The 17,463-nt window shown below is 25.6% G+C and carries 17 protein-coding genes; 4 read left to right on the forward strand and 13 right to left on the reverse strand.

Going from position 1 to position 17,463, the window contains the following annotated elements; genetic code table 11:
• Positions 1-42: 42 nt before the first annotated feature.
• A complete protein-coding gene (locus tag J2Z53_RS11190; protein WP_209797581.1) occupies positions 43-1,044 on the reverse strand; it encodes a CotS family spore coat protein in 1,002 nt (333 codons plus the stop codon).
• Positions 1,045-1,151: 107 nt separating this feature from the next.
• Here J2Z53_RS11190 and J2Z53_RS11195 point away from each other — a divergent pair, with 107 nt between their 5' ends.
• Positions 1,152-2,276 carry a glycosyltransferase family 4 protein gene (locus J2Z53_RS11195; protein WP_209797582.1) on the forward strand — a complete coding sequence of 375 codons (1,125 nt, stop codon included), beginning with the start codon at positions 1,152-1,154 and terminating at the stop codon, positions 2,274-2,276.
• A gap of 50 nt (positions 2,277-2,326) precedes the next feature.
• Here J2Z53_RS11195 and J2Z53_RS11200 read toward each other — a convergent pair whose 3' ends face one another.
• From J2Z53_RS11200 to J2Z53_RS11210, 3 genes are read right to left on the reverse strand one after another with little or no spacing between them, the layout of a single operon-like run.
• Entirely contained in the window at positions 2,327-3,379 is a 1,053-nt protein-coding gene (locus J2Z53_RS11200) for a CotS family spore coat protein (RefSeq protein ID WP_209797583.1), read from the reverse strand.
• A 12-nt stretch (positions 3,380-3,391) separates the two neighbouring features.
• Positions 3,392-4,027 carry a hypothetical protein gene (locus J2Z53_RS11205; protein ID WP_209797584.1) on the reverse strand — a complete coding sequence of 212 codons (636 nt, stop codon included), beginning with the start codon at positions 4,025-4,027 and terminating at the stop codon, positions 3,392-3,394.
• A gap of 55 nt (positions 4,028-4,082) precedes the next feature.
• The gene (locus tag J2Z53_RS11210) at positions 4,083-5,078 is read right to left on the reverse strand and encodes a CotS family spore coat protein (protein ID WP_209797585.1); all 996 of its coding nucleotides are present in this window, start codon (positions 5,076-5,078) and stop codon (positions 4,083-4,085) included.
• 120 nt (positions 5,079-5,198) lie between these two features.
• Between J2Z53_RS11210 and J2Z53_RS11215 the strand changes: the two genes are divergently transcribed.
• Entirely contained in the window at positions 5,199-6,329 is a 1,131-nt protein-coding gene (locus J2Z53_RS11215) for a glycosyltransferase family 4 protein (RefSeq protein WP_209797586.1), read from the forward strand.
• On the opposite strand, the gene J2Z53_RS11220 is transcribed toward J2Z53_RS11215, so the two are convergent.
• From J2Z53_RS11220 to tsaD, 6 genes are all read right to left on the reverse strand, one after another.
• A complete protein-coding gene (locus J2Z53_RS11220; RefSeq protein ID WP_209797587.1) occupies positions 6,318-7,451 on the reverse strand; it encodes an ABC transporter substrate-binding protein in 1,134 nt (377 codons plus the stop codon). The genes J2Z53_RS11215 and J2Z53_RS11220 overlap by 12 nt on opposite strands.
• Before the next feature lie 12 nt (positions 7,452-7,463).
• Positions 7,464-8,549 carry an ethanolamine utilization protein EutH gene (eutH, locus tag J2Z53_RS11225; RefSeq protein WP_209797588.1) on the reverse strand — a complete coding sequence of 362 codons (1,086 nt, stop codon included), beginning with the start codon at positions 8,547-8,549 and terminating at the stop codon, positions 7,464-7,466.
• Positions 8,550-8,573: 24 nt separating this feature from the next.
• Entirely contained in the window at positions 8,574-9,929 is a 1,356-nt protein-coding gene (locus tag J2Z53_RS11230) for an MATE family efflux transporter (RefSeq protein ID WP_209797589.1), read from the reverse strand.
• 162 nt (positions 9,930-10,091) lie between these two features.
• Entirely contained in the window at positions 10,092-11,222 is a 1,131-nt protein-coding gene (locus tag J2Z53_RS11235) for a S1C family serine protease (RefSeq protein ID WP_234925850.1), read from the reverse strand.
• Positions 11,223-11,384: 162 nt separating this feature from the next.
• A complete protein-coding gene (locus tag J2Z53_RS11240) occupies positions 11,385-12,407 on the reverse strand; it encodes an alpha/beta fold hydrolase (RefSeq protein WP_209797591.1) in 1,023 nt (340 codons plus the stop codon).
• Between the two features lie 18 nt (positions 12,408-12,425).
• Positions 12,426-13,436: a tRNA (adenosine(37)-N6)-threonylcarbamoyltransferase complex transferase subunit TsaD gene (tsaD, locus tag J2Z53_RS11245; RefSeq protein WP_209797592.1), complete on the reverse strand. Its 1,011-nt coding sequence runs from the start codon at positions 13,434-13,436 to the stop codon at positions 12,426-12,428.
• A 194-nt stretch (positions 13,437-13,630) separates the two neighbouring features.
• On the opposite strand from tsaD, the gene J2Z53_RS11250 reads away from it, so the two are divergent.
• On the forward strand, positions 13,631-14,251 hold the full coding sequence (locus J2Z53_RS11250; RefSeq protein WP_209797593.1) for a RusA family crossover junction endodeoxyribonuclease: 621 nt from the start codon (positions 13,631-13,633) through the stop codon (positions 14,249-14,251).
• A 19-nt stretch (positions 14,252-14,270) separates the two neighbouring features.
• On the forward strand, positions 14,271-14,846 hold the full coding sequence (locus J2Z53_RS11255; protein ID WP_209797594.1) for a GDSL-type esterase/lipase family protein: 576 nt from the start codon (positions 14,271-14,273) through the stop codon (positions 14,844-14,846).
• On the opposite strand, the gene J2Z53_RS11260 is transcribed toward J2Z53_RS11255, so the two are convergent.
• The 3 genes from J2Z53_RS11260 to yedF all read right to left on the reverse strand — a co-directional run bounded on the left by J2Z53_RS11260 (position 14,817) and on the right by yedF (position 17,332).
• The gene (locus J2Z53_RS11260) at positions 14,817-15,776 is read right to left on the reverse strand and encodes an NAD(P)/FAD-dependent oxidoreductase (protein ID WP_209797595.1); all 960 of its coding nucleotides are present in this window, start codon (positions 15,774-15,776) and stop codon (positions 14,817-14,819) included. The genes J2Z53_RS11255 and J2Z53_RS11260 overlap by 30 nt on opposite strands.
• 6 nt (positions 15,777-15,782) lie before the next feature.
• Positions 15,783-16,685, reverse strand: a complete 903-nt coding sequence (locus J2Z53_RS11265) for a diacylglycerol/lipid kinase family protein (protein ID WP_209797596.1) — start codon at positions 16,683-16,685, stop codon at positions 15,783-15,785.
• Between the two features lie 77 nt (positions 16,686-16,762).
• Positions 16,763-17,332 carry a sulfurtransferase-like selenium metabolism protein YedF gene (gene yedF / locus J2Z53_RS11270; RefSeq protein ID WP_209797597.1) on the reverse strand — a complete coding sequence of 190 codons (570 nt, stop codon included), beginning with the start codon at positions 17,330-17,332 and terminating at the stop codon, positions 16,763-16,765.
• Positions 17,333-17,463: the final 131 nt, after the last annotated feature.

Here is a 17,463-nt window from a genome sequence, read left to right on the forward strand (position 1 = left end):
TTATGTTTAACTAAAATAGAACTCCATTAACGGAGTTCTATTTTAGTTAATATTGTATTCTTTTTTAAACTCATCTAAAAATTTAAGATAATTATCTTTTTCATTTATTATTCCTTGAAGTTTTTTTGCAAATGTATTTTGTCCCCAATTAACTTCATTATAATAATATCTATTAGCTAATCTCCAATATCTTTGAGGAAATTGTAAATAAGCTAATAATACTTTATATTCATCATCTCTTAAAGGAGTTACCTCATTATATGCTTCAATTATAGCTTTAGCATATTCTATATTCCAATCTACTCTTTTTAAAACTTTTATCATAAAATTTGAAATATCAAAAGCTCTTATCTCTCTTTTGCAATAGTCAAAATCTATAACATTAACTTCTTCATTATTATCAATTATTATATTATGATAAGTAAAGTCATGATGACAAAAGCTTTTTTCTTTTTCTGCTATTTCACAAAGTTCATTATAATTTGATTCCTCTAATGTTTTAAAAGCTTCTTTTCCCATTTCTTTATAAAATTCCATTGACTTAATATAAAGTAAATCAAAATCACTCTTATTATGTTTTTTTCTAACCATGTCTCTCATTTTATCTAAAGATTTAACTCTTTTTTTCATTAGATTTATCCATCTTCCTAAATCGCTTTTTAATTTAGAATTTTCTGGAGGATCATACCCCTTTGAAGCTTCATGTAATTTTGCTAAAGTTTCTGCTGCAAGTTTTACTTCTGGTATTTTATTAAAATCACACTCTCTTCCTTCTAACCATTTTGATAATGTATATAAGTCTTCATTTACTAATGCATATGGTTCACCCTCTATGTTTAAAAAATACCTGTCTACTTTATCAAATCCATTTTTTATTAAATGTTCTTTAGCTCCATAAACAAACAAAAGTTTTTGAGGTCCATAATTTATCTTTTTAAGACATCTCTCTCCTTTATTAGTATTTAAATAATAAACCCCTTTATTTGGTTTTAGAGTTTCAATTTCAATATTAAATTGTCTTTCTATTTCAAACTCTCTCATCATTTCAATCACCCCTTAATATTTATATGTGTATGCCATTTCTTTTATTAACATTTTTTACTATAAATATATATAATAAAAGTAATAATACTTTAAAAGAGGATTAAGTAATGAAAATTGGCATTGACGGCAGAGCCGCAAAATTGTATAGAGGAACAGGCATTGGCACATATACTAGTCAACTAATACAAAGTCTAAATATGGTAGACTTTAATAATAACTATTTAATTTTCACTCCTGATAATAAAGAACTAAATAATTTAAATTCTAACTTTAAAATTGAAAAGGTCGATACAGTAACTAAAGAAAACTTTTGGGATGAAATTAAAGTTCCTAATATTTTAACAAATAATAATATGGAATTATATCATGTTCCTCAAAACGGTGTAGGACTTTCTAAAAATATTAATAATTGTAAAAAAGCCATTACATTACATGATATAATCCCACTTAGAATGCCAGAGACAGTAAGCGATCGTTATCTTAAAATATTTAATGATGAAATGCCTAAAATTATTGATAATTGTGATGGTATAATAACTGTTTCGGAGTTTTCAAAGCAAGATATATTTAAGGAGTTTAATTTTCCAAAGGATAAAATTTTTGTAACCCATTTAGCTGCAGAAAGTATTTATAAACCAATGAGTAAGTGCCAGTGTAAAAAAAATATTGAAAGAAAATATGGAATTAAATCTGATTTTATATTATATGTTGGAGGTTTTAGTCCAAGAAAAAATATAGTAGGACTAATTGAAGCTTTTTCTTTGTTACCAGCACCTTATAGAAAAACTACTAAGTTAGTTATAACAGGTAAAAAAGGTCTTTCATATGATATATATCTAAAAAGAGCTAGAGATTTAAATGTTCAAAATGATGTTATTTTTACAGGTTTCATTCCATCTAAAGATCTACCTTATTTTTATAATGCTTCAGAAATGCTAGTTTATCCATCCTTTTATGAAGGCTTTGGTTTGCCTCCTATAGAAGCTATGGCTTGTGGTACTCCTGTAATAACATCTAGTGTAACATCACTTCCAGAAGTGTGTTATGATTCTGCACTTCTTATAAATCCTAACAATCCAGATGATTTAAGTTATGCAATAGAAAAAGTCTTAAGTGATAGTTTACTTGTATTAGCCATGGTAAAGAAAGCATTAACAAGAAGTAGATTATTTTCTTGGGAAAATACTGCAATATCTACAATTAAAGCTTATGAAAATATTTTAAATAATTAAAAGAAGTGGGTAATAAGAAAAAACTTTTATTACCCACTTCTTTTATTAACTTAACTAAAAAAAATCTCTTTTTCATAAAGTTCTTTATAATCATTAAGGAACTTAATTCTAAACACATCATTTTCTAGTTTATTTTTAAATCTGTGTAGAAATACTTCCATTTCCCATTCTTTGCTTTTGTGATAATATGATTTAATTATTGAGTATATATCTCTTGGAAAACTCATTAATACATATATTAACTTATACTCATCATCTTTTATATTTAATATGTTATTATAGCTTTCAAGAACAAGTTTTCCTTTACTTATATCAAAGGTACTATTTTTAATCCATTTTAAAAGAAAATCAGCTAAATCTATTGTTCTTAAATCTACTGTTCCATAATCAAAATCTATTATATTAACATCATTTTCGTTAATTATAAAATTATGATTTGCAAGGTCATTATGACATATAGATATAAGTTCTTGATCCTTTATTAATTTTTTATAATTGCTAACCCAAAGCATTTCTTCTACTTTTTTTATTTCTTCTATATATCTATCACAATTTTCTAAAAATAATTTATCAAATTCATTTTTATAAGAATATCCTTTAACCCATGATTTTATATTTATAAGATCATCTTTTATATTACTATAACAATTACACAAATTTTCTCCAATAATAGGTTGAATTCTTTTTTCATTTAAATGTTCTAATATGTTTTTTGATGCCTTATGGAGATTAGCTAAAGCCTCACTACACATTTTAACTTCAACAGGATTACTTACTGATGCTTCACGTCCATTTATTAAATCCATTAAAATATAGTTCTCATCCTTCCAGCATATAAAAGCATCATTATCATTTATTCTATCCATTTTCATAGTATTTTTAAAGTTTCTATTTATAAATTTTAAAGATTCATCTATAAATCTTATTTTTTCCTCTTTGTAATCAACTTTTTTAAGAATTTTAGATCCATTAGTTGTGTTTAATATGAATAACTTTCTAATAGGAGTAATATCTAATATATCAATACCTAACTTATCAAAAAAATTTTTACTTAAATCATATTTACACAGGAAATTTTTTTCTAAGTATTTAGATCTTCCCATTATAAACCTCCCTTAAAATCCTAATTCCTTTTCAGCAATATTTTTTAAATTACTTCTAAACACATCCCATTCATATCTATTTTTATACCAATATTTTAAACTTTCTTGAGGAATATTAATAATTAAATTTATATAGTCTAAGCTAGTTTTCCTTAACTTTAATTTACTTACATATTCAATTGAATATTCTTTTATTAATTCTTTACTGCACCCTTTTTTAAGCTTAAATAGATAATTTATAAAATCTTCTTCAATTATATTAAAATTAAATTTTTTTATTTTTCCAATTTCAATATTATCCATTATTCTTAAGTTACTCTCATCAACTTTATCTATACATATTTCATATCTCTCCATCCCCCTTTTGTATATGTCTATATAATTAATTTTCTCTAATTCTTCAAGTGCTTTTTTTGCTTCTTCTAATATTCTTTTTTCATAATAATTTTTTTCTTTAAATAAAGTTTCTAATTTTTTAGTCATTACAAAAATTCTATCAACTCTTTTTCCTATTTCACTTAATATGCTATTTTTTTCAACTGAATGATATCCCATAAGTATATTTTGAATAGATTTTATAGCTTCTATATGATTTAAAACATTAGAATCACTTTTTTTAACTTTAAAATATTCTCCTATTATAAACACATTGTTTTCTAGTAAATATTTTGAAAGAGCTTCCTCATTTATATTAATCCCCCCTTTAATTAAAAAAATTATTTATGAAATCCTCCCTTTCTTCAGCATCATCTAAGTACCTATTAATTCTCTCTAAAAAAACCTCCTCTTTCCAAGGTTGTTGTTCCCAATATACTTGAAGTCCAATTTGCCAAAAACTTTGTGGAAATCTTATAAATTCCTTCATAACTACTAAATCACTTTTAGTAATTTCAATATTTTTAGAATAACTATTAAGTATTTCAATACCCTTTTTATTACTCCAACTATGATTTTTCATAGATCTAATAAATAAGGAAGATAAATCATGTAAGTGACTATCTAAAATACAATAGTCAAAATCTATAATTTTTATGCAGTTATTTTTATCTATTAAAATATTATGATCTGCAAGATCATGATGACAAAATTCTCTCTTCATCATATGTTTTTTCATTATATTAATATATTCACTATTTATAAGACCTTGTATACTTTTATCAGCTCTAGCTAATTCATTTTCCAAATTATTTAAAAATATATTATCAAATTCATTTTTTTTAGCTTTTTGAGAAATTCTATTTGCAAAATCTAAAATTTCCATTTTTCTAGTTTTAAAAACATTTATCCATGAAAACCAATATATTCTAGGATTCATATTTTTAGTAATAGTAAAATCCCTACTATAAACATGTAACTTTGATACTTCCTCTGATACCTTTTTAAGTTCATCTAAATTATCATAATCACTTTTTCTAGATTCAATCCATTTAGTTAAATATCCATAAGTTTCAAAACCTAAATTTATATAGTATTCATTATTTTTATTTTTTATTATATCTAAAACATTTAAGTATCCTTTATTTCTTAAATGAAGGATTGAAGATAAAATAAAATAAAAATGAGAGAAATTATATTTAACAACCTTAAGACAATATCCATCATTTCCGTTTATTTTGTATACATTTTTAATTTTTTTAATGGATTTTATCTTTATACAATATTCCTCTTCAACTGTTTTTTTTATTTCATTAAGATTCATATATTTTCTCCAAACTCTTATTTATTTTTATTATATGAATCTATTAATTCAATGTGATTTCATTCACCAAATTTACTATTTCTAATATTTTATATTATATAGATAATTTGAGGTGTTTTAATGAAAGTTTGCATAGATTCTAGAAGTATAAATTTACATGAAGGAACTGGAATAGGAACATATACAAAAAACTTAGTTTCAGAAATAATAAACATAGATAAATCTAATCTTTTTACTCTTATTTGGACTGGTAAAATAGATAATAATTTCTTAAAAGATAATACAGAACTTATTCTGTGTTCTGGAAAACATGGAAGCTTTTTCGAAAAAGAATATATTCCAAATTTAATTAAAAACAAAGAATTAGACTTATATCATATTCCTCAAAATGGAATAGGCTATCCATTTAACTATGATATAAATACAGTAGTTACAATACATGATTTGATTCCTTATATAATGCCTGAAACTGTTGGTGAGGGGTATTTAAAAAGATTTTTAAAGGATATGCCAAATATAGTAGAGCACTCAAAAGGAATAATTACAGTATCAGAATATTCAAAAAAGGATATACTAAAATTTTTTAAAGGTTATCCAGAGGATAAAATATTTGTTACTCCTTTATCTACAAATAATGAATTTACTCCAATGAATAAAGTAAAATGTAGAAATTTAATACAAGAAAAATTTAACTTTAAAGATCCTTATATACTATATATAGGAGGATTTAGTGCTAGAAAAAATGTGAAGGGTTTAATAAATTCCTTCTTTAAAATTAAAAATAGTTTATCTAAAAAATATAAATTAGTACTTGGAGGCTCTCTTAAAGATGAGGGACTTAATCTAAAAAATTATTGTGATACTTTAAATTTAAATGAAGATGTTATTTTTACAGGATTTTTAGAAAATTCAGATCTTCCTATACTTTATAATGGAGCTGAAATCTTTGTATATCCTTCTTACTATGAAGGCTTTGGACTTCCTCCACTAGAAGCAATGAGCTGTAAAACCCCTGTTATAACTTCAAACACAACTTCAATACCAGAAGTTACAGGCAATTCAGCATTACTTATAAATCCTTTAAAGGAAGATGAGCTTTCTGAAAATATGTTTAACTTACTTGAAAATTATGATTTAAAAAACAATTTATCAGAAAATGGATATAAAAGAAGCCTCCAATTTTCTTGGAGGCAAACAGCAACAAAGACTCTTAATGCATATAAAAATATAATATCATCATTAACTTATTAATTGTTCTTCTATTTTCTTATAAAGATTGTAATCTTCTATTTTAGGTGCCTTCTTGGCTATGTTACTCATAACAACAAGAGGGCTTTTTCCTTTAAAATTATTAATTTGTTCTTCTACAGATTTACTTTTATAAGCAAAAATATAACTTGGAAAAACATCACCATTAATAGCATATTTTAATGCTATTTTACTATTATTGCTTATATACTCTAAAAAACTATCTGTAAGATTAGAATTATCGCTACTACTATTTAATACAACAAAATTTTGTCCTTGTGCTACAAAAAATCTATTTGCTCCAATTTCTTCAGCTGGAGGATTATTAGCTGTCCATATACACTTTTCCTTTAAATCTTCAATAGATTTCATACCTCTTATAGAAGAAATTTTTCCAAAATATCCTTCATAATCATTAGATGTAAGTATTTTTTTATACGTAAGTTTCTTTATTTCTTTATTTACTGATTTAATTATTTTATCTTTATCTTTAATATACTCCATATTTTGCATTATGAGTAAAGTTAATAAATCTTTATAATCTTGTCCATTTCCATTTAATCCTTTATATTTTCCCTTACTCTTTTTATAAATATCCTCTGATATTTTAATTAAATCATCCCATGTATTTATTTCTTCACTAGAATATCCATATTTATTTAATACATCTTCTCTTAAATACAATACTAAAGGTCTACTTGTAAAAGGCACTCCTGATATTTTTCCATTAATATTAATCTCTTGTAATCTACTATTTGAAAAATTCATCTTATATGTGTTTATTAAATTCCACTCATTACCTAAATTTATACCCTTGCTTACTAATTTGCTTATCTCTAAACTATTAAAATGAGCAATATTAGGCATATTCTTTTTATCTAAGTTAACAATTTTATTAAAATAATCCTTTGAATTAACTTTTTCAACTTTTATTTTTGCTTTCTTATTGCTTTTCATATAATCTCTAGCTAATTCATTTATATAGCTATAGCTATTTTCGTCTCCCCATATAGTTATTTCTCCACCTACTGTATTACTTCTATCCTTACTAAAATAGTTAATAATAAACAAAGAAACAATTACTGTTATTATAAAAATCACAGCTGTCTTAAATTTACTATTCATAAAATCAATCCTTTAAACCCTAATTTTATTTTCTTTACTCTTTATATATAATATTGCAATTAAAATTGATAAAAGTCCACATAATAATTTAGTAAAAATATAAATACTTACTATTTTAGGAGCTTCACTTGCAACAAAGCCTAGCTGACCTCCTAAAACATATGCCCCTCCAACTGAAAATGCACTACATAATATTCTTCCTTTACTATCTAACTTTTCAAAATTTAAAAAGATTATTATAGCTGAAGCTAAACTTCCTAAAAAGGCTGCAATTGAATGATTATTAATTCCAATTTTATTAGAAATCTTATCTAAAGGTTTTTCTAAAATTCTTTTTATAACTTCTAACATAACGTAAGCTCCACCTAAAAATATAGCGATTTTACCTACAATTGTTAACGCATCCTGTAATGGCATAATATTATCAAAAATTACTAACCCTGAAATTGATTGAACCCCTTGTAAAGTTAAACCTATTATACTTATAACAATAATAGCTTTTCCAAAAATATCAAAAGATTTAATCATAAAATCTCCTTTATAAACTATTCCAATTCCTAATAATATTGAAATTATTATTATAGGCAATAAATTTATAAATATAATTTTTATTGGAATATTGAGTAATAGACCACCAATAAATAAGCCTATTGGTATAGTTATAATTCCAAATAATGTCCCAATAAAAAAGTCCCGTCTACTTTCCTTTTTTATTATTCCAAGTGCTAAAGGAAGAGTAAAACTTAAAGTGCACCCTAACATAGATGCCATTAATACACCTGAAAAATAAATCATATTTTGACTTACCGAAATATTCTCTGCTATATTAAATGCTCCCATATCTATTGCTATAATACTAGATACAAATATTGAGGGATCAATTCCTAACCTTTCTGCAATTGGAACTAAAAATAAATTTAGTCCTTCAGTAATTACAGGAGTTAATGAAATTATTCCAACCATTGAAATTGCAAGTGGACCCATTGTATTTAACCCATCTTTAAATAAAAACCCTAAACTAAGCCTATCTCCTAATATATAATCTATAGCTCCAATAAAAAAAAATGCAGCAACAATGTATAATATTAAATTTTCCATAAAACCCTCTCATCCCCTTAATATTTATGATACTAAATTTTTTATCCATTTTCTTGATTTTATTCTCTTAAAACATGCAATTGATTTTGTAATTTCTTCAAAAGTACAAAGTGCATAAACTAAATATACTGGAAGTTTTAAAACAAAAGCTCCTATTAATGCAAAAGGAACTCCTATACACCACATAGTTAAAGCTTCTATAAGAAAAGATACCTTAACATCTCCTCCACCCCTTAAAACTCCAACAACCACTATAATATTATAAACCCTCATAACCATAACAATACAAGTTACATAAATTATTAACTTAGCCCAAGACTTAACCTGTTCTGAAACATCATATATAGATACAACTTTATTAGCACATAAAGCTAGTACTATAGCAATTAAAATTCCTATTGTGCAACTAAGTTTAATAAGATTTCTCCCATATTCATCGGCCTTTTCCTCGTCACCTCTACCAACTTGATTTCCTACCATAACTAATGTAGCACTTCCAAGTCCAAAGATTATAACCATAAATAAATAAATTATTGTTGTAGCTATTTGAACTGAAGCAATTGCTCTTGTTCCAATCCTACCATATATTACATTGTACATTACTGAGCCTAATCCCCAACATCCTTCATTTAAAACCACTGGAAGCACAGTAATTGATATTCTCTTTATAAATTTAAAATCAAAAGATAATAATTCCTTTAAATTTCCAGCTAATTCATTTTTACTATAGTATACATATCCAACCATAATTATAAATTCTACTATTCTAGCTATTAATGTTGCAATGGCTGCTCCTCTAACACCAAGTGCTGGTAAATTAAAATTTCCAAATATAAATCCATAATTTAAAATTGTATTTGTTACTAATCCAATTGCACTTGCAATCATTGGTATTGAAGTTCTTTCTATACATCTTGATGCAATTCCATAATTAAAAGTTATTGCAGTAAATATATAACTTATTGATACAACACTTAAATATTGTCCTCCAAGTTCTATAACATGCTTATCCTTATTAAATATTCCTATTATTCCTTCTGGAGTAAATTGAGCAAATATTGTAAATACGCTACCAAGAATAATTGCAGAAACAACTCCTATTCCTACTAATTTTTTTATATTTTTTTCATCTTTTTTCCCAAAATACTGGGATATAAAAATTCCTATTCCACTAAATAGCCCCATCATTAAAATATTAAGCATAAAAAAATATTGATTAGCAATTCCTACAGCTGCTATTTCACTTTCTCCAAGTTTACCTATCATCATTGTGTCTATTATATTCAATGATGATGATATAAAATTTTGAATAACTATAGGTAAAGCTAAAATTATTACCTTTTTTATAAAACTCTTATCCATATTAAATATTTTTTCCATACGCGCCCCCTTAAGTCTTAAATAAATATTTATTGTTTAAAAAATTTACAACTTAGAAATTTCAGCTACAATTATAACATATTTTGTTCATAAATAATTATTTAAAACATATATAAAAAAGCACATCAATTTATAAAAATTGATGTGCTTTTCTTTATTATTTTAATTAGCTTCTAAAACTACTGTAAGATTTATCTTCTTTCCATCCCTTATTACTTCTGTTTCTACCTTATCTCCGGATTTCATTTTATTTTTAATTTTATTTAACTCCTCAAGAGTTTTTACTCTTTCTCCAGCAAATTTTACTATTGTATCTCCTTGTTTAATTCCTGCTTTTTCTGCTGGTGAAAAAGGTACAACTTCTACAACATAAATTCCTTCTGGTAAATTATATTCATTAGACATTTCTTTGTCTATTTCTCTAACTTTAACACCTAAAGTTAATAATGGTTTTGAAAGAACATCTAACTTAGCTTTAACTTCATTAATTGGAATTGCAAATCCTATTCCTTCAGCTCCACCAGCTAATTTTAATGTATTTATACCAATTACTTTCCCCTCTGAATTAACTAGTGGTCCTCCACTATTTCCTGGATTTATAGCTGTATCTGTTTGAATTAAATTAACTTGTTTTCCTGTTTCGGTATTTACACTTCTTCCAACTGCACTTACAACTCCTTTTGTTACTGTTTGTGCAAAATCTTTAGATAAAGGAGTTCCTATTGCAATAACGTCTTCTCCTGGTTTTACATCTTTCGAATTTCCAAGTTCTGCAACTGCTGGTACTTCAAACTTTCCTTCTAGTTTAATCATTGCTATATCTTGATTTTCATCATAATTAACTACCTTAGCTTTAACTTCTTTTCCTGTACTTAAAGTTACTGTTACTTCTTGTGCACCTTTTACAACGTGATAATTTGTTAAAATATATCCCTCTTTGTTTATTATGAAACCAGATCCAATTCCTTCAACCTCTTTTGGAAACATTCCATTTTGCATAAGTCCCTTAGTTGAAACAATAACAACTGCTGGTGCAACCTTGTTAAAAGCTTGTTGAGTTGTTAATTTAGAATCTTCTTTAAAATTTGCTGAATCATTACTATTAGAACTACTTTGAACAATTTCATTATTATTTTTCATAATAAAATATGTGATTCCACTACCACAAACTCCTGCAAGTAATGCTACTATTATAATTAGCGATGCAATAAGCACTGTTCTTTTACCTTTTTTCTTTGGTTTATAATTTATGTTATTATCGCTATTAAAGTTTTTATTCTCATCTGTATTCATTATATCCCTCCAAATCAAATCTTGCTTATTAATAGTATAAAAACTCTTTGTGTCAACCATATGACATAAAAAGAAAATTTTAATTAATACTAAAATTCTTTATAAAAAATACTGAATAGGAACTAACTATTCAGTATTTTTTATAATACTATTACTTTAAACTTAATTATTATTTTTCTTATTACTTTTTTCTATTCGTCTAGCTGTCTCTACAACCTTCTTAATTGCATTTTCAACATTTTGACTATCCATCATAGAATACATATTTCCATTATAGCTACTTTTATATTGGAATGTTAAATCTTTGCTTCCAAGATTTTTTAAAGTATTATCAGCTTCATTACTTATTATATAATAAGGTATATTATTAAACATTCCAGCCCTTTGACTGTTACTTACTTTATCATATATATTTTTTCTTTCATTATAAACAGCTTCTCTATAATTACTTTGATCTTTCTTTAAGTTATACTCTTCTTTTGCTATACTTTGAAGGTTATTTTCAAACTCTTTATTATTACTTGCAAGTCCTAACTTATCTAATAACAATGTTAATGAACATTTTGATCCTAAATATTCTAATTTTTTTCTTAGTAAATCTAATGTATCACCAATAGTATTTTTTGTATTATTTAATTTATTTTCATCATATGGATTTATTAAAACTACTCCCTTTACTGTGTCTGGATACATATTTGCAAAATTAGTCATAACCAAACTACCATATCCTTCTCCAACTAATATATATGGAGCACTAACAGCTGATTTTCTTAATAATATCTTTAAATCTTCTGCTTGTTCTTTTGGAGTTAATCTATCTCCGCCATCATTAAATCCATATCCTCTTCTATTATACACAAAAGTTTTAACACCTTCAGAATTTTGAATATCACTTGCTACATTTTTCCATTCATATGAATTAGCTGCCATATCCCCATCAAATATTATTGTTAAATCTCCTGTTCCAGAAGTATTATATTCCATCTTTTTCTCGTTAACTCTAGTATATTTCATTCTAGAATCAACTTTTTCGCTTACATAAAATCCATACCCCCATTGAATAATCATTCCAGCTAAAACAACTATTAATATAGTTATTACTATTCTCTTAAAAAGAACTGACTTTGGAACTTTTTCTTTCATATTAACTTTATGTAAGCTATTAGAGTTAGGTAATAATCTCATATTAATCCTCCTGCTATACTACAATTTTAAATTTGGTTTAGCATTTAAATCTAATGATGATTCTTCTCCCATCATAAATCTAAAATAAGCAGCACTTCCAATCATAGCTGCATTGTCTGTGCATAATATTGGTTCTGGAAATAATATGTTTATTCCCTTTTCATTTCCTTCTGATATTAAAGCTTCTCTTAAAGCAGAATTTGAAGCAACTCCTCCTGCTATTGCAATTTTATCTAACTTCTTCTTTTCACAAGTTTTAAAAACATTATCTTTTAAAACTTCAACTACAGCATTTTGGAATGATGCTGCAACATCAGCTTTATTTATTTCTATATCTTTCATTTTACATTTATTTAAATAATTAAGAACTGCCGATTTTAATCCACTAAAAGAAAAATCTAATGTATCATCATGGAATTTAGCTCTTGGAAATGCTATTGCATATTTATTTCCTTCCTTAGCTAACTTATCTATTTTAGGACCTCCTGGATATCCAAGTCCTATTGCTCTTGCTACTTTATCATAAGCTTCTCCCGCTGCATCATCCCTTGTTTCTCCAATAACTTCATATTTTCCATAATCTTTCACATAAACTATAAAGGTATGTCCTCCTGAAACTACAAGTGAAACAAATGGTGGCGTTAAATCTTTATGTTGTATATAATTTGCTGATATATGTCCTTCTATATGATTAACTCCAATTAAAGGTTTCTTAGCTGACATAGCAAGGCCTTTTGCATATTGAACACCAACTAATAAGGCTCCAACAAGACCTGGTCCATAAGTAACACCAATTGCATCTATATCATCTAAAGTTACATTTGCTTTTTTAAGAGCTTCTTTAACAACACTATCTATAACTTCAATATGCATTCTTGATGCCACTTCTGGTACAACACCTCCAAATTTTTTATGAGTATCTATTTGGGACGCTATTATATTAGATAAAACTTCTCTACCATCTGCAACAACAGCAGCTGATGTTTCATCACAGCTTGATTCAATTGCTAAAATTAATTTTCTATTCATTTTAAATTCCCTCTTCTTTATATAATCGTATAAATTTACTATTTGTAATTATACTTCATTAATACTTTATTATCAATGAAAGGAATACTTGTTAAGTATTTTTTAATAATGTATAGTTAAATTATATAATTTTAATTTAATTATTTCATTATAACTTAAAATATAAAAAATAATTTCTAAAAGGAGTTTAATATATGTCATCATATGCAAAAGTTATAGTTAAAGGCTCTCCTATAACTAAATCAAACTTTAAATTACACAATAAAGATGGAAGAGCTATCTTACCTTATAATACTGGAAAATATCATGATAGATATGCCCTTTATGAACAAGAAATAGCCTATGTAGCAAGAGTTCAAAATCCAAATATAGTTTTTACTGAAAGTCTTATTGCAATACTTAAAGTTTATTATAAAAGTGAAAAAAGACATCCAGATACAATAAATATATCAAAAAGTATTTTTGATGGAATTGAAAAAAGTGGACTTATAATAAATGATGCTCAAATTATAAAAATAATTGTTGAAGAATATTATGATAAGGAAGATCCTCGTTTTGAACTTGAATTATATCCAGCTAGTAAATTTAAACTTTCATTTTCATTAGAGGAACGTGATGAAGAATTACCTGTAAAAAATTATACTTCACTAAATAAATCTCCTATTTCAAAAAACTTAAAACCAAAGGAGATAGAAACTAAAAACTTAGAACACATTTGTGAAATATGTAAGAAAAAAGTTTCTCCTAAAGATTCAATTAAAGCAAACAAAGGAAAAACATTAATATGCAAAAGCTGTTTTAATAAACTTTTTTAAAATTTAGAGGTGATATTTTATGAATTCTAAAAATATAGATATGATTTTAATTGGAGATAGTCTAACTTTTGGCTATGGAGTTTCTAAAAAAAATTCTTGGGTTTATAAATTGCAAAATGAATATAATAACCTAAAAATATTAAATAAAGGAGTAAATGGAGATACAACATCTTTAATGCTTACACGATATTATAGAGATGTAACTAAAAACCTTCCAAAAACAACCTTTATAATGGGAGGTACTAATGATTTATTAAGTGGAAAAAATGTGGATTATATAATTAAAAATATAGAACTTATGATTAAGGAATCTTTAGATAATAATTCATCCATAATAGTCGGCATACCACCTACTATAATAAAAAATATGGCTGAAGCTATATTTATGCCTTCTACTTATTATGACCATTGTGATAAAAATCTTCCAGTTTTAAGATATAGTATTATTAATTTACAAAAAAAATATCCTTTCAAATATGTTGATTTTTATAAACTAACTAAAAATCATATAAATGAAAAGATATTTTTAGATGGAATCCACTTAAATGAAAAAGGAAATGATTTATTATTCAACTTCTTTAAGAATGTATTGTGATGCTATAACTCCAGCATCATATCCATTTATATCATTCATATCTATACATTCCTTACCATATATAATATTTCCGCAAGCAAATAACCATTCCTTTGAAGTTTGATAATTATTAACTTTTGGTGTTTTTAATTCATTATCTATCTCAAGATTAAGTTTTTTTACAACTCCAAGTTCTGGATAGTATCCAACAGATAAAAATAAAGAATCACAACTTATTTTCTTAATTTCACCTATACTTTTATCTAACACTTTAACCTTATTTATTCTTTTGTTTCCTTCTATTTCTAAAAGCTTAGCATTCTCTAATAAATTTATATTGAAATCTTTTATTATTTCTCTTTCTTCTTTACTAAGAACAAAACCACTATCTTTATTTATAATCAAAGAAGCAACTTTTCCACCCTCTATTTCTATTCTTCTTGCAAGTATAACTGCCCATTTACTATTAGCTATGATAACAGGATTTTTTCCAGGAAGTAGCCCTTCTAAATTTATAAATCTATGAGCATTACCAATAGTAAATATTCCAGTAAACTTACTTGTAGGTGCTAGTACATTTCCTGTATATCTTTCACGACAACCGGTTGCTAATATAACCACCTTAGATTTTATATCTCTTATTCCATCTTTTTCATTAACATATGTAATTACTCTATCATCTGAAATATTTAGTACAGTTGTTTTCTTTTTTATATGAAAATCGTATTTTGAAAGTTTAATTCTAATAAGTTCTACAAATTCAGGTCCTGTAACATCTTCTTCTAAATATGATTTACCAAACCCATTGTGAATACATTGATTTAATATTCCACCAAGAGTTTCTTCTCTTTCTATTAAAAGTACATTTTTTATTCCATTTTCTAAAGCTGCTAAAGTTGCTGTCATTCCTGATATTCCACCACCAACAACTACTAAATCATACTTTTTCATATATTTTTACACTTCCTTTATTTCTTTTTTAGGAACTATAATCTTTATAGCCTTTGGTACTATCTCAAAACTCATATTATTTAAAAATACAATTTCTCCATCTATGTTTGCCGTTATATCTTCATTTGCTTTAACAGAAATATTTTTGCACTTTATATATGTTACTTCATCTATATCTCTAATATCTTTTCCTTTAATAACTTTAGGTAAAAATCTAATTAGTCTATGTACTTTAGGTTTTCTTATTGCATAAACATCTAAAAAACCATCTTCAATTTCTGCATTTGGTGCTATACTTATACCTCCACCATAGCACTTACCATTTGCTACTGCAATTAAATACATTTCAGTATTTATTTCTTTTCCATCTACTTCAAATTTTAATTTCATAGATTTAAATGTTATTAGTGAATTTATAAGTCCTATAGCATAAGCCATAGGACCACTTATAAACTTATATTTCTTATACTTTCTAGCATTATTAACTACATTTGCATCAAAACCAACAGAAGATATATTTAAATAATATCTTTCATTTAACTTTGCAACATCTATTGTTTTTTCCTCTCCATATATTAATTCTTGTAATATATTATCAAAGCTTATATCTTTATATAATGTTCTAGCAAAATCATTACCAGAACCTGCTGGTATAACAGCAAGTTCACTATCTGATCCTACCATTCCATTTAAAACTTCATTTAATGTTCCATCTCCACCAATTGAATATACTCTACATTTTTCTTTTGAAGTTAACTCCCTAACTTTCTTTATAGCATATCCACTTTCTTCTGTAATTATTATTTCATACTCAAGATCTAAATCTTTAAATATACCTTCTATTTTTTCTTTAAATTCTATACCTTTTCCTTTTCCTGCTACAGGATTAATAATAAAAATGTGTTTCATAAAATACTCCATAAATCTTTTTTAATATGATAGATTATATCATATTAAAATCAGATATTTCTATATTTATGTACAATCTATATTTTTACTATTCTTTTACTATTCATAATTTCAACTATTGTATACATATTTGAAACTTCACCAGTTAAAAGCTTGTCCTTAAGTCCATAAAAATCTAAACATGTTCCACAGCTTATAATCTTTGTTCCTTTTCTTTCTAATTCCTTTATACTATCTAAAACTTCTGTTCCCTCTGTTACAAGTTTAACTCCTCCATTTAAGAAAACTAATTCTTCTGGAATTTCTGAAGATTCACTTAAGGCATACATATAACTTTTCATTAAAATTTTTCCTAAAGCATCATCTCCTTCTCCCATTTTATCTGTAGAAATTACTATTGAAAATGTATCTTTTTTATCTTCTTTATTTTGCTCTGATTTTTTTGATATTGTAAGCTTGAATAGTCCATCTTCTTCAACAGATTTAACTGAAAATCCTGAATTTTCTGCAAACCTTGTTACATTAGTGTTTGCTACTTCATTATCTACAATTACAATAGCCTCTCCTTTTTCTATTCCTTCAAAATATTTTTTAGTTTCTATTACCGGTTTAGGACATGGAAGCCCAACACAATTGATAGTTTTCATAAAAACACCCCTTTTTTATTATTTAATTTATACTTATATTATAACACTATTTAATGTTATTAACTTATCTCTTTATTGCTTAAATATAATCAATATAATATAATTTAAGTTGATTAAATTTTAAGAGGTGA

It is taken from the genome of Clostridium moniliforme (genome assembly GCF_017873235.1).
Taxonomy (GTDB): Bacteria; Bacillota; Clostridia; order Clostridiales; family Clostridiaceae; genus Clostridium; species Clostridium moniliforme.

Coding starts and splice junctions, on each gene's coding strand:
- J2Z53_RS11230 (WP_209797589.1), bottom strand. CDS start 9,929: ATGGAAAAAATATTTAATATGGATAAGAGTTTTATAAAAAAGGTAATA.
- J2Z53_RS11190 (WP_209797581.1), bottom strand. CDS start 1,044: ATGATGAGAGAGTTTGAAATAGAAAGACAATTTAATATTGAAATTGAA.
- eutH (WP_209797588.1), bottom strand. CDS start 8,549: ATGGAAAATTTAATATTATACATTGTTGCTGCATTTTTTTTTATTGGA.
- J2Z53_RS11235 (WP_234925850.1), bottom strand. CDS start 11,222: ATGAATACAGATGAGAATAAAAACTTTAATAGCGATAATAACATAAAT.
- J2Z53_RS11200 (WP_209797583.1), bottom strand. CDS start 3,379: ATGGGAAGATCTAAATACTTAGAAAAAAATTTCCTGTGTAAATATGAT.
- J2Z53_RS11220 (WP_209797587.1), bottom strand. CDS start 7,451: ATGAATAGTAAATTTAAGACAGCTGTGATTTTTATAATAACAGTAATT.
- J2Z53_RS11215 (WP_209797586.1), top strand. CDS start 5,199: ATGAAAGTTTGCATAGATTCTAGAAGTATAAATTTACATGAAGGAACT.
- J2Z53_RS11210 (WP_209797585.1), bottom strand. CDS start 5,078: ATGAATCTTAATGAAATAAAAAAAACAGTTGAAGAGGAATATTGTATA.
- J2Z53_RS11265 (WP_209797596.1), bottom strand. CDS start 16,685: ATGAAACACATTTTTATTATTAATCCTGTAGCAGGAAAAGGAAAAGGT.
- J2Z53_RS11260 (WP_209797595.1), bottom strand. CDS start 15,776: ATGAAAAAGTATGATTTAGTAGTTGTTGGTGGTGGAATATCAGGAATG.
- tsaD (WP_209797592.1), bottom strand. CDS start 13,436: ATGAATAGAAAATTAATTTTAGCAATTGAATCAAGCTGTGATGAAACA.
- J2Z53_RS11195 (WP_209797582.1), top strand. CDS start 1,152: ATGAAAATTGGCATTGACGGCAGAGCCGCAAAATTGTATAGAGGAACA.
- J2Z53_RS11250 (WP_209797593.1), top strand. CDS start 13,631: ATGTCATCATATGCAAAAGTTATAGTTAAAGGCTCTCCTATAACTAAA.
- J2Z53_RS11255 (WP_209797594.1), top strand. CDS start 14,271: ATGAATTCTAAAAATATAGATATGATTTTAATTGGAGATAGTCTAACT.
- J2Z53_RS11240 (WP_209797591.1), bottom strand. CDS start 12,407: ATGAGATTATTACCTAACTCTAATAGCTTACATAAAGTTAATATGAAA.
- yedF (WP_209797597.1), bottom strand. CDS start 17,332: ATGAAAACTATCAATTGTGTTGGGCTTCCATGTCCTAAACCGGTAATA.